This window comes from Natrialba taiwanensis DSM 12281 (genome assembly GCF_000337595.1).
Lineage (GTDB): Archaea > Halobacteriota > Halobacteria > Halobacteriales > Natrialbaceae > Natrialba > Natrialba taiwanensis.
On the sequence record NZ_AOIL01000030.1, the window covers coordinates 24,265 to 37,163 of the forward strand.

At 65.2% G+C, this 12,899-nt stretch carries 10 protein-coding genes; 6 read left to right on the forward strand and 4 right to left on the reverse strand.

The features are described 5' to 3' along the window. Nucleotides 1-46: 46 nt before the first annotated feature. From C484_RS08775 to C484_RS08785, 3 genes are all read right to left on the reverse strand, one after another. Nucleotides 47-1,627, reverse strand: a complete 1,581-nt coding sequence (locus tag C484_RS08775; protein ID WP_006825577.1) for a small ribosomal subunit Rsm22 family protein — start codon at nt 1,625-1,627, stop codon at nt 47-49. Then, a complete protein-coding gene (locus tag C484_RS08780) occupies nt 1,624-2,499 on the reverse strand; it encodes a prephenate dehydrogenase/arogenate dehydrogenase family protein (RefSeq protein ID WP_006825578.1) in 876 nt (291 codons plus the stop codon). The genes C484_RS08775 and C484_RS08780 overlap by 4 nt, the downstream gene beginning before the upstream one ends. A gap of 121 nt (nt 2,500-2,620) precedes the next feature. After that, nucleotides 2,621-3,808 carry a M24 family metallopeptidase gene (locus C484_RS08785; RefSeq protein ID WP_006825579.1) on the reverse strand — a complete coding sequence of 396 codons (1,188 nt, stop codon included), beginning with the start codon at nt 3,806-3,808 and terminating at the stop codon, nt 2,621-2,623. A gap of 199 nt (nt 3,809-4,007) precedes the next feature. Between C484_RS08785 and C484_RS08790 the strand changes: the two genes are divergently transcribed. The 3 genes from C484_RS08790 (at nt 4,008) to aroC (ending at nt 7,997) form a co-directional block, all read left to right on the forward strand. Continuing rightward, the gene (locus C484_RS08790; RefSeq protein WP_006825580.1) at nt 4,008-5,237 is read left to right on the forward strand and encodes a LolA family protein; all 1,230 of its coding nucleotides are present in this window, start codon (nt 4,008-4,010) and stop codon (nt 5,235-5,237) included. A gap of 90 nt (nt 5,238-5,327) precedes the next feature. After that, a complete protein-coding gene (gene aroA / locus C484_RS08795) occupies nt 5,328-6,617 on the forward strand; it encodes a 3-phosphoshikimate 1-carboxyvinyltransferase (protein WP_006825581.1) in 1,290 nt (429 codons plus the stop codon). 228 nt (nt 6,618-6,845) lie between these two features. Then, a complete protein-coding gene (aroC, locus tag C484_RS08800; protein WP_006825582.1) occupies nt 6,846-7,997 on the forward strand; it encodes a chorismate synthase in 1,152 nt (383 codons plus the stop codon). Between the two features lie 41 nt (nt 7,998-8,038). Here aroC and C484_RS08805 read toward each other — a convergent pair whose 3' ends face one another. Further along, entirely contained in the window at nt 8,039-8,614 is a 576-nt protein-coding gene (locus C484_RS08805; RefSeq protein WP_006825583.1) for a hypothetical protein, read from the reverse strand. Nucleotides 8,615-8,775: 161 nt separating this feature from the next. Here C484_RS08805 and C484_RS08810 point away from each other — a divergent pair, with 161 nt between their 5' ends. The 3 genes from C484_RS08810 (at nt 8,776) to C484_RS08820 (ending at nt 12,782) form a co-directional block, all read left to right on the forward strand. Further along, complete coding sequence (locus C484_RS08810; protein ID WP_049915186.1) at nt 8,776-9,555, forward strand: PHP domain-containing protein; 780 nt, start codon at nt 8,776-8,778, stop codon at nt 9,553-9,555. A gap of 383 nt (nt 9,556-9,938) precedes the next feature. Continuing rightward, entirely contained in the window at nt 9,939-11,843 is a 1,905-nt protein-coding gene (locus tag C484_RS08815) for a 2-oxoacid:acceptor oxidoreductase subunit alpha (RefSeq protein ID WP_006825585.1), read from the forward strand. 3 nt (nt 11,844-11,846) lie between these two features. Then, complete coding sequence (locus tag C484_RS08820) at nt 11,847-12,782, forward strand: thiamine pyrophosphate-dependent enzyme (RefSeq protein WP_006825586.1); 936 nt, start codon at nt 11,847-11,849, stop codon at nt 12,780-12,782. Nucleotides 12,783-12,899: the final 117 nt, after the last annotated feature.

Below are 12,899 nucleotides of genomic sequence, written 5' to 3' on the forward strand. Positions count from 1 at the left end.
GGAGAGGTTGCTCGTCTCGGTCGCCTGTGGCGTCGCTAGCGCGACGTTAGCCGATCCGATCGACGATCGTGTCCTCATCGACGACCAGATTGTACGCCTCCTCGTCGTCGTTCCAGAGCGCGAGAATCTGCTCGAACGAGCACACTTCTCCGTACTCGGCCTCGAGCAACGGCCGGTTGAGCGAGGTTTCGGACGTGAGGACGGCGTAGTGGTCGACGGCCTCGCTGCCGTCGCTGATCTTGAACAGCGGGTTCGGTTTCTCGCCGTACTCGGACTCGGCGGCCCCGCTCAGCGAGCGGCTCACCTTCGCCGCGACGAGGTCGACCCGGTTCGTGACGTGGCGTTCCATCTCGGCCATCTTCGCCCAGTCGTCCGTCTCGAGTGCGATATCGATGCGGCGCGTGCCGTCCAGGCGCAACAGCGAGTGCGAAAACTGCACGTCGACGTTGACGAACTCGCCGGGGGCGTGCTCGGCGTCATCCTCGGGCGTCGCCTCGTCCAGTCGGCGCTGGAACGCGGGGACGGCGAGATCGGGGCGCACGTCGAACGACCAGCCGCGATCGGACGGGCGCTCGCCCGGCCAGAGGCGGACGGTCGGTCCGTAGACGGTGACGCGACCGCGGCCACGGCCACGGCGGTCGGCGGTCTCGCCGTCGCCGTCCGCCTCGTCGGCTGCCTCGTCGGCCGTATCGTCCCCACCGGATTCGAGCGCGCTGAACTCGCTCGGCTCTCGAACCCGCTCGTCCTCGAGTTCGCGTTCGATCTCTCGAAGGGAGATGCTCGTGTTCTTGTCGGCGGGAGCCATCGCGAGGAGCGTGCCGTCGGGTACGAGGGCGTCGAGGAGCGAGCGAGCGACGGTCGTCGGTGCTGTGAGTTCGTTGAGGACGTTGCACGCGAGGACGAGATCGAACTCGGCTGTGCCGTCGGTCGACCCGAGTGTCGCGGGATCGATATCCTCGATCGGCGACCGGTGAACGGTCGCGTGAACGTTTTGCCCCGTCTCCGTGAGCAGCGTTTCGAGGACATCCGCGGCGGCGCTGGGTTCGACGGCGTGGTATTCGACGAGCGCGTCCTCGGGAAGGTACTCACAGAGGCCGAGCGCGGGGCCGCCGACGCCGGCTCCGACGTCGAGCACGCGGAGGTTCCGGCCGAGGAGACCCCGTTCGGCCAGGTCGTCCAGCGCGTACTGGATCGCGGCGTAGTACCCCGGCAGGTGGTAGATCGCGTAGCCCGCCGCCACGTCGTCGTCGTAGGTGACGGACCGGCGCTCGAGATAGTGTGCTTTGAATCGCCGGATCGTCGAGCGCAGCAGGTCGCCCGCGGCGCCTGCGTGCCAGTTCACGCCGTAGCGATCGACGAGGAAATTTTCGAGCGCCTGCGCGTAGCGCTCGGGGAACTCGCGAACCGGCTCCCGGTTCGGCCGGACCGGGTCGTCCGAGACGGGGACGAAGGTTCCGTCTTCGCGTTCGATCAGGCCGAGGACGGGTGCGTCCTCGCGGAGGTGCTGGCGAACGACCGCCGGATGGGGGTTTCCCTCGACGTACTCACAGATCTCGTCGGGATCGATCGGCCGGACGTTTCGCAGGTACTTCGCGTTCGAGCGGATCGCCTCGCGTTGGTCGGTCATCGGTCGGTCTCCTCCGCTTTGCTGTCGGCGACGGGTTGTCCGTCGCTCGATTCGGTCGTGTCCTCGTGCCACTGCGCCGCGGCGTCCCGGTAGAGCGATTCGAGTTCAGTAGCGTCGGCGTCGGCGATTGCGTCGGCGGCCGCTGCGACCTGCTCGGCTCCCTCGAACGTGGCCTGGATATCGGCGTAGACGCGGGGCGTGCCGGCGGTCACGTGCTCGGCGAGCGTTCGTAACTGCTCGTATATCGGCGTCTCAAAGCCGTCCGGAACGGATTCGGCCGCGAGGGCGAAAGAGAGGACGGTCGCATGGGTCATCGCTTGCACGGTCTCCATCGCGTCGTCGTGCTCGCTCGCGGTCGTCTCGACGAGTTCGTTGCCGCGGGCCGCGAGCGCGTCGAGGAGTGCGGTCGTCGCCGGGCCGTCGGCATCGCGCACGACGGCGATCGAACCGGGGGCGCGGGCCGGCGCGAACAGCGGGTGGAGGCTGACGCGTTCGCAGTCGGGCGCGTGGCGCTGCATGGCCTCGATCGGGGTGGCCATCACCCCGGATACGTCGACGACGGCTCGCTCGGCCTGCGAGGCGTGGGCGGCGATCGCTTCGGTGGTGTGTGTCATCGGGACGGCGAGACAGACGGCGTCGTAGGCGTCGTCGTTGCCGGTATCTTTCTCGTCACCGGCGTCGGCATCGTCTGCGTTGTGGGTGCCCTGGACGGCGGTGTCAGTCCCGTCTTCGAGAACGGTAGCGCTACCGCCGGTGGCCGCGGCCGCCGCGACTGCGGCGTCGTGATCGAGGTCGGCGAAGGTCACGTCGGCGTCGATGGCGCTGCCGAACCAGGTCCCCATCGCACCCGCGCCGACGATCAGTACGTCCATCGGTGGGGTCTACCTGCCGCCGTTGCAAAAGACGTTCGATCGATTAGCACGCCAGACGGTCACCGTTTCGAACTGATCGGCCGCCGCTGAACTCGGCGCGGTATCGCTCGGCCCGGCGGCGCTACTCGGCGGTCGGTTCGAGCCCGACGCGGTAGTCGGTGAGGTTCTCGTAGCCGTCCTCGGTGACGACGATGAGGTCTTCGATGCGGACGCCGCCGACCGCAGGGTCGTAGATGCCCGGTTCGATCGAGACGACGTGGCCGGGTTCGAGTTCACCGCCGCTTGGCGACACGCGGGGTTCCTCGTGGACGTCGAGCCCGACGCCGTGGCCGGTGCTGTGGATGAATCCGGTGTCGGTGTCGGGATCGCTGCGGAGGGTTTCGTAGCCGGCGTCTTCGATCACGTCACAGACGGTGTCGTGGACGGCGGCACCGGTAACGCCTGCCTCGACGGCCTCGAGGCCGGCCTCGTAGGCTTCCTTGGTAACGTCGTATCGCCGTCTTGCCTCCTCGCCTGGGTCGCCGCGCGCGAAGGTGCGCGTCATATCGCCGGCGTAGCCCGTCTCCTTGTCCTGCGGGAAGATGTCGATCACGATGCACTCGTCGGCCGCGAGTTCACCGCTGCCGCGATTGTGCGGGTCCGCCGCGTCGACACCGCAGGCGACGATCGTCTCGTCGAGCCCGCAGCCGTGACGAAGCAGCGTGATCTCGATCTCCTCTGTGACGCGCTCGCTGGTGAGGGGTGTGCCGTCGTGGACGAGAACCCCGTCCTCCACGTCCGCGCTCGCGATCAGGGTTTCGGCGGCCGCCATGGCCGCCTCGTTCGCTCGCTGGGTGGCTCGGATCTGGTTTACCTCCCACGGCGTCTTCGTCGCCCGAATCTTCTGCACGACACCCTCCGTTTCGGCCGTCACGGTCACGCCCTGCTCGCGGAGCCCGTCGGCGGTTCCCGTCGGGAACTCCTGTGGAACGGCGACCGTGTCGACGGTGTGGTCCGCCAGGAAGGCCTCGAGGGTGCGGATCATTCCCTCGTACCGGCCGTGTTCGGCCCGGCGGTCGTGGTAATCGTACGCCGACAGCCGGGAAACCGAGTCCGCCGCCGAATCCGATTGCGCGCGACCGAACTCGAGCCCGGAGACGAGCAGATGAACTCCATCCTGGGTGACGAGCGTCTGATAGGGGTCCGGTGCGGTGAACCCGGAGACGTACCGCTGGTCCGAGTTCGATCCGTCGGCGTCGATGAGATAGCCGTCCAGGTCGCGCTGTTCGATCATCGCACGAAGCGGTGTGAGATCGACGGGATCGTCCATGCCCCGACGTGTGACCGGCGGTCACATAATGGCGAGGGTCGCGGCGTCGGTGTCCGGTGCTCGGCGGCCGAACCGACCGGGTCGAAATCGCCCGCAGCGGACGATGCCACCGCGACTCGGAACGGCAATTATTGCGATCTATTCATTACGCGATCAGTTGAAACCATAGACTTATCACTGACGATTCCAAGCCACGTGTATGCGCCGCCGCCGACTCCTCACCACGGGGACGCTCGCCGCGCTTGCTGGCTGTCTTACGCCAGCGGAGCCGAACGAGGGCCGAACGGGCTCGGAACTCGTCGAAGCCGCGATCGAGACCCGTCTCGAGCTGACCGACCTCCAGGCTCGGCGGCACCTGACGGCCGAAACGCCGGCGGAAACGACGACACAGACCGAATCCATCTCCCGACGGCCGCCGGCCGAAAAACGCCGAACCGTCCTGCGCTCCGACGACGGCGACCCGCCGGCGGGGACGGTTTCGGTCACGAATCGCGAACTCTCCTGGGACTACTACCCCGAGGAGAACTTCGTCTGGAAACGCTACCATCCGAACAAAGTCGTCGCCGACGGCCCGCGACTCGTTCTCAGGGATCTGCTCGAGGACTACGAACTCACGTACGAGGGGACCGACACCGTCGACGGCCGCGAAACACATCGCATCGACGCGGTACCAACGGGGACCGGGCTATCCGACGACGCCGACGGTCGCGCGATCGAACTCCTCGTCGGCGAGACGGTCTATCGAATTCCACTGGGGGGATCGTCCGATACCGATGCTACTGCTGAAAGCGAAAACGGAAGCGAGAACGAAACCGAGACGACCGACGATGAACTCGACGGCGAGGAATTGGCCGTCTCACGAACCGTCTGGATCGACGACGAGTTCAGCTATCCGATCAAAGAACAGGATGTCGTTCGCGACGCGGACGGGACGCTCCTTCACCGACTGACGGTGACCTACGAGGATCTCGCGATCAACGACGGACTCGATCCGGACACGTTCGTCTACGAGCCGCCCGAAGACGCGGAGGTCGGCACGCTCGGCGACGAACCGGAGGGGATCTACGAGTCGCGAGAGGCGGCCGCGGCGACCGTCCCGTACGAGATTCCCGATCCTGACGTGCCGGACGCGTACGAACTCGATCGCGTGACCGTCGTCGAAAGCGTGCGCCAGTCCGGCCCGGTGACGACGCTGTGGTACGTCGATTCGGATCGCCCCGATCGGGAGATCTACGTCGCCGTACAGACGGATCAGCAGTTCAAGCCGAATTTGCTCGAAGAGACGGAGATCGACGGCCACACAGCCTATCGTCGGCGTGGAAGGATTGATAGCTACTTCTGGACGTGTTCAGATCTGAGCTACGAGGTGTCGAGCGTGACCGTCGAGGAACCGCTCGTCGATGTCGCTGCGTCCATCGGCTGTTCGTGACCGGGAGAGACAACGAGGGATCGAGTCGACAGCGAGACAGATACTGGCGCGACCGATACCGGTATAGGGTGGCCGGCCGACACCCCGAGCATGAACGTCACGATCACACCCTCGCGCGTTCGGGGCCTCGCGCGGGCACCGCCCTCGAAGAGCTACACGCACCGGGCGATCCTCGTTGCGGGCTACGCCGATCAGACGACCGTTCGGGACGCTCTCTGGAGTGCTGACACCCAGGCGACAGCGCGTGCCGTCGAACGCTTCGGCGGGACGGTCAACCGACGCGGAGAGACGCTCGAAATCGAGGGGTTCGATGGTCGCCCCCACGTTCCAGCGGACGTTATCGACTGCGGCAACAGCGGGACCACGATGCGCCTCGTCACCGCAACGGCCGCCCTCGCCGATGGTACGTCGGTACTCACCGGCGACGAATCGCTTCGCTCACGGCCCCAGGGGCCGCTGCTCGAAGCCATCACCGACCTCGGCGGCGAGGCGACGAGCACCCGCGGCAACGGCCAAGCACCGCTCGTCGTCACCGGCCCCATCTCCGGTGGCCGCGTGTCGATCCCCGGCGACGTGTCCTCCCAGTACATCACGGCCTTGCTGCTCGCCGGTGCGATCACCGAGGACGGACTCGAAATCGAACTCGAAACCGAACTCAAATCCGCCCCCTACGTCGACATCACGCTCGAGGTACTCGCAGCGTTCGGCGTCGACGCCCGCAAGACTGAACTCGGGTTCGCGGTCGACGGCGGCCAAACCTACGACGCGGCCGGTGGCACATACGCCGTCCCCGGCGACTTCTCGTCGATCTCGTACCCGCTTGCCGCGGGCGCGATCGCGAGCGAGGACGGCGTCCGAATCGACGGTGCACACCCGAGCGCGCAGGGCGACACAGCCATCGTCAACATCGTCGACCGCATGGGTGCGGCCGTCGACTGGGACCGCGACGCGGGCACTATCGACGTCACCGCCGGCGAGCTCGAGGGCATCGAGGTCTCCGTCGAGGACACGCCGGACCTCCTCCCAACGATCGCCACGCTCGGAGCCGTCGCCGACGGTGAAACGCGGATTACGAACGCCGAACACGTCCGATACAAAGAAACCGACCGCGTCAGCGCGATGGCCGACGAACTCGCCACGCTCGGCGTCGAAACGACCGAAACACAGGACTCGCTGACAATCCACGGCGGCGACTCCGAACTCACCGGTGGAACCGTCGACGGCCGGAACGACCACCGAGTGATCATGGCGCTCGCGCTGGCGGGACTCGTCGCCGAGGGCGAGACAACCGTCGTCGGCGCTGACCATGTCGATGTCTCCTTCCCCGGCTTCTTCGACATGCTGTCGGACCTGGGCGCTTCGATTGACCGAGAACGGTAGCCGCGACGCTCGCCGCCACGTTAGGAGATGCTGGTTCCGTTCGCGGCCGCGCGACTCGATTCCCTCCGCGAGTCGCATGCGAACTCGTCGTGAGTGTCCCGAACGCCAATCGCAACCGCCCCATTCACTCTGCATCGGGGGCGGGACGAGCGAGCGGGCGAACGGTCACCGGCGAAAATTCGCAGGGATCCTGCAGGGCTAAGTATCCGCGTCTCCGAGGGGCCGACAATGAACGGCAACCGTTTCGGTCGGCTCTTTCAGGTGACCACGTTCGGCGAGAGCCACGGCGAGGCGATGGGGTGTACCATCTCCGGCTGTCCCGCCGGTCTCGAACTCTCCGAGGAGGACATTCAGGCGGATCTCGATCGGCGAAAGCCGGGTCAGTCGATGATCACGACCAGTCGCGGCGAACCGGACGACGTGTCGATCAAGTCCGGGATTCAGGACGGCTACACGACCGGCACGCCGATCGGTCTGGTCATCCAGAACAAGGACGCCCGCTCGGGGAAGTACGAGCCCTTTATCACCGCGCCGCGGCCGAGTCACGGCGATTTCACCTATTCGGCGAAGTTCGGGACCCGCAACTGGGGTGGCGGCGGCCGCTCCTCCGCCCGCGAAACCGTCAACTGGGTCGCCGCGGGCGCGATCGCGAAGAAACTGCTCGCACGCGAGGGCATCGAACTCAAGGCCCACGTCAACCAGATCGGAGACATCGAGGCACCCGAGGTGAGCTTCGAGGAGATTAAAGCGCACAGCGAGGAAAACGACGTGCGCTGTGCCCACCCAGAGACCGCCGACGAGATGCAGGAGTTGATCGCGGACTACCAGGAAGAAGGCGACTCCATCGGCGGGAGCATCTACTTCGAGGCCCAGGGCGTCCCCGTCGGCCTCGGTGCGCCGCGCTTTGACTCTCTCTCGGCGCGGCTCGGCCAGGCGATGATGGCGGTGCCGGCGACGACGGCATTCGAGTTCGGGCTGGGCCGCGAGGCTCGGGAGTGGACCGGCAAGGAGCGAAACGACGACTGGGAGTTCGACGAGGACGGCAACCCGACGCCCGTGGAGAACGACCACGGCGGTATCCAGGGCGGCATCAGTTCGGGAGAGCCGATCTACGGCGAGGTGACGCTGCACGCGCCGACCTCGATTCCGAAGTCCCAGCAGACCGCGGACTGGGAGACGGGCGAACTGAAAGAGGAGAAGGTGATCGGCCGACACGATCCCGTTCTGCCGCCGCGTGGCGTCCCCGTCGTTGAGGCGATGCTCGCGCTGACGCTCGTCGACTTCATGTTCCTGTCGGGCCGGATGAACCCCGACCGCGTCGACGACCAGCCCGGAACGTACGACACGGATTACCACCCGAGCAATCCGCGAAACGAATAGTCGTCACTCGCACGCGTCGGGCGGTGTTTCGTCTCTCGTGCTCACTCTTCGAGATCGATTGCCGTCGCAGGTTTCGACCCCGAGTTCATCTTGGCGTCGGCGTTCGCGTTCACATTTGCATTCGCGTTCGCGTTCACGTTCGTGTTTGCGTCCGCGTTCGCATCCGAAGAATCGTCGTCCATCAGTTGCGCCATCTCGCGTTCGAACGCGTCGTCGCTGATTTCGCCCGCGACGTACTGCTCTTTGAGCCGTTGTTTGCGGTCGTCGGTCGTCGGTTCCACTCGCTGCGAGGCGTCGAACTGCCGCAGTATCGGATACCGGTACTCGAGTCGCTCGACCAGAGCGACCAGTCGGTCGCTGCGAGGAAGTGACGCGTGTCGGAGGACGGAGACGACGGTCGCCGCGAGAAACGCCGCCGCGAGCAGGCCGAGGACGAGCGTTACGACGACCCACTCGCGGGCTTCCGCGAGCATCGCAAGCACCACGAACTCCTCGCTGTAGGACGCGCCGTCGGCTATCACCGACAGGGCGTCCAGAAGGCCCAGCAAACCGGTACCAACCAGTAGCAGCCCGGTTATCGCGAAGCCGCCGAAGTACAGCCAGTGACGGGACACCATCCGTCGATCGTTCGTACGACAGGAACGTAAATGTCCCGTCCGGCGCAGCGACGAGTGCAGCAGGCGAGGCGAAGAAAAACCGGCGAAATGCCCGCGCGTTGGCCGACGACCACGATCGGACTGGGCACAACACCTAACCCGTCGTCCTGCGTGGATCACGTATGAAGGACCTTCACGTCCACTCGAATTACTCGGACGGAAGCTTTCTCAGGCGAATGGTCCGCGCTGCCGACGAGACCCCGCTCGAGGGCATCGGCATCGTCGATCACTGCAACGTCGCCGAGCGAGAATCCGCGGCGGCGATGCGAAACCTCCACGGGTTCAACCTCGATCTGACCTACGAGCGACGGCGGCAGGCGATCGAGCGTGTTCGCGAAACGGCGTCGATCCCGGTCTACGACGCGGTCGAGATGGACTACGACCCGCGCGACGAGGCCGCCATCGAAGCGTTCCTCGCCGAGGCTGACTTCGATTACAGCCTCGGGAGCGTCCACGCCGTCGCCGGCAAGAACGTCCAAGTGCCGTCGCTGTTCGATGACCTGTCCGCCGAGGAACTGAACGCCGTCGTCGACGAGTACTTCGAGACGCTCGTTTCGCTGATCAAGTCGGAACTGTTCGACATCGCCGCCCATGTCGACTTGATCGAACGCACGCTGCCGTTGCGCGGCCGGGCAACGACGGACCACTACCGGCAGGTCGCACGAGCGTTTGCGAACTCGCGAACCGTCCCGGAACTGAACGCCGGCCGCGCGCTGACCGACGCGGAAATCGTCCACCCCGCACCCGAGTTCAGCCGAACGCTGCGCGAGTTCGACGTTCCGATCACGGTCGGGTCGGATTCCCACCGCCCGGCCGAGATCGGTGATCGGGCCGCGTTTCTCGAGGAGTTCCTCGCGGAGTCTGAACTCGAACTCGTCGAACTGGCCGCCCTTCGAGAGTGATGGAACGGGAGGCCGATGCTCGCGTCGAACTATACGGTAGATGATAGGTCGGTCGAGATGAGTCAGTATGACCGGAGTGGAAACGCCGACAAAAGAACTCGATATCCGTTACTTGAGATGCAAAAAACACCCGAGTAGATAGACCCGAACGTGTTCGTTTCGGTACGAGTGACTATCGGATTTCACACACGTTTGGGTGGTCGGTGTAGTCGAAAAGATGGACATTTCTGTACATTTCCGCCACCATAATAATTATTGTTAGTAAGAGATCGGCTGGCGAGCACACATTCTTAACGATAGATCCTTGTTAATCTATAGCAAAGGCTTTAGGGTAAGTGGGGCAAATCTCCGCTACGGTTGGCCCACCGGCCACTGATTTAGCTATGAGCGACGACGAACTTATCTGGCGAATCGCAGGGGGTTCCGGCGACGGGATCGACTCGACGAGCCAGAACTTCGCGAAAGCGCTGATGCGCTCGGGGCTCAACGTATTCACACACCGCCACTACCCATCGCGAATCCGTGGCGGCCACACCTACGTCGAGATCCGGGCCGCAGCACACGAGGTACAGTCACGCGGGGACGGCTACAACTTCCTGCTCGCACTGGGGGACTCGTTCGCCCGTAATCCGCAGGAAGAAGCCTACTACGGCAATGAGGAGATCAAGCCGCTCTCGGAGAACCTGGATGACCTCCGCGAAGGCGGGGTCATCATCTACGACGAGGGGCTCATCGGCGAGGACGACATCGAGGCCCTCGACCTCGAAGCGCGCGCCGAAGAGAACGACTGGCACGTCTACCCGCTCGACCTGCGCGGACTCGCCAAGGAACATGGCCGCGAGGTCATGCGCAACACCGCCGGCGTCGGCGCGACCGCCGCACTGCTCGACATGGAACTCGAGCACATCGAGGACCTCATGGAAGACGCCATGGGCGGCGACGTGCTCGAAGCGAACATCGAGATCCTCCACGAGGCCTACGACAGCGTCAACGAGGAGTACGAGTTCAACCACGATCTTCGAGCACCCACGGGCGAACACGACGCCGAGCAGGCGCTGCTGTCGGGCTCGAACGCGATCGCCTACGGTGCCATCGACGCCGGCTGTCGGTTCATCAGCGGCTACCCGATGACGCCGTGGACGGACGTGTTCACCATCCTCAGCCAGAACTTCCCCGACATGGGCGGCGTCTCCGAGCAGGTCGAAGACGAAATCGCCGCCGCGGCCCTCGCGGTCGGCGCGAGCCATGCCGGCGTGAAGGCCATGTCCGGGTCTTCCGGCGGCGGCTTCGCGCTGATGAGCGAACCGCTCGGTCTCGCCGAGATGACCGAGACGCCGCTCGTCCTGATCGAGGCGATGCGCGCCGGTCCGTCGACCGGGATGCCGACCAAGCCCGAACAGGGCGACTTAGAGCACGTCCTCTACACCAGCCAGGGCGACTCTCAGCGCGTCGTCTTCGCGCCCGGGAACATCGAGGAGGCCTACGAGCAGACGCGACTGGCCTTCGACATCGCCTGGGACTACCAGATCCCGACGATCATCATCTACGACCAGAAGCTCTCCGGCGAGAACACCAACGTCGACGTCGAGTTCTTCGACCGCGAACCGTCGCCGGATCTGGGCTCGACGCTGACCGAGGAGGAACTTCGGGAGGCCGCACACGACAACTCCGGGAAGTTCAAGCGGTTCAACCACGAGGACGCCGAGAACGGCGTCGCGCCGCGCTCGCTGCCCGGCCAGAAGGACGGACGCTACCTCGCGACCGGGAACGAGCACAACCCGGTCGGGCACATCAGTGAGGACCCCGACAACCGCGTCCACCAGATGGACCGCCGCCTCGAGAAACTCGAGTCCATCCGTGAGGAACTCGACGAGGAACGCGAGTCCACCCAGACCTACTTCGGCGAGGACGACGCCGAGTACGGCATCATCACGTGGGGCTCGAGCCAGGGTGCCGTCGAGGAAGCCATCGAGCGGCTGAACGAGAACGGCCACTCCGTCAAGGGCCTCAGCGTCTCCGACATGGTGCCGTTCCCGGAGCGGGAAGTGACCGAGTTCGTCGAGAGCGTCGACGAGGCGATGGTCGTCGAGATGAACGCCACCGCCCAGTTCCGCGGCCTGCTCCAGAAGGAACTCGGCCGCTTCGGCGAGAAACTCACGAGCCTGCTCAAGTACAACGGCAACCCGTTCGAACCAGCGGAGATCGTCGAGGGATACGAGGTCAACCTCGCCGACGAGGACCGCGAACCGACTGCACAGGTACGAATCGAACCCGCTGCAGGTGACTAACCAATGAGTGCTTTCAACGCAATCGGAGACGAACGAGAGATCGACCGGGACGAGTACACGCCCGGTATCGAACCGCAGCCGACCTGGTGTCCGGGCTGTGGCGACTTCGGCGTCCTCAAAGCGCTGAAGCAAGCCCTCCCGGAAGCCGGCAAGACGCCCGAGGAAGTGCTAACCGTCACCGGGATCGGCTGTTCCGGCAAACTGAACAGCTACCTCGATACGTACGGTTTCCACACGATCCACGGCCGTGCGCTGCCCGTCGCCCGGGCCGCCAAACTCGCCAATCCCGAACTCGAAGTCATCGCCGCCGGCGGCGACGGCGACGGCTACGGGATCGGCGGCAACCACTTCATCCACTCGGCCCGGGAGAACCACGACATGACCTACATCGTGTTCAACAACGAGATCTTCGGGCTGACGAAGGGCCAGACCTCCCCGACCAGCCCCAAGGGCCACAAGTCCAAGACCCAGCCGTCCGGCAGCGCGAAGACGCCGCTTCGCCCGCTGTCGATGTCGCTGAACGCCGGTGCGAGCTACGTCGCCCGCACCGCCGCGGTCAACCCGAACCAGGCCAAAGAGATCATCAAGGAAGCCATCGAACACGACGGCTTCGCCCACATCGACTTCCTCACCCAGTGTCCGACCTGGAACAAGGACGCGCGCCAGTACGTCCCCTACATCGACGTCCAGGAGTCCGACGACTACGAGTTCGACACCACGAACCGTGAGGAAGCCGCCGAGATGATGCGCGAAACGGAGAACGTCCTCAACGAGGGGACGGTTCTGACGGGCCGGTACTACGTCGACGAGGACCGACCGTCGTACTCACAGGAGAAGAAGGCAGTCGGCGAGATGCCCGACCAGCCGCTCGCAGAGCGCTACTTCGACGACGACGCCGAGTGGGAGCGCAGCTACGACCTCCTCGAGCGTCACACGTAACGCGAGGATCGCGATTCGACGCATTCCGATTTTTGCGCGCGACTCACAGCTGCTCAGTTGCGGATTCGTCCAGCCGAGAGCCGAGTTCACTTCGATACCAGCCACCAGACAAGAGCG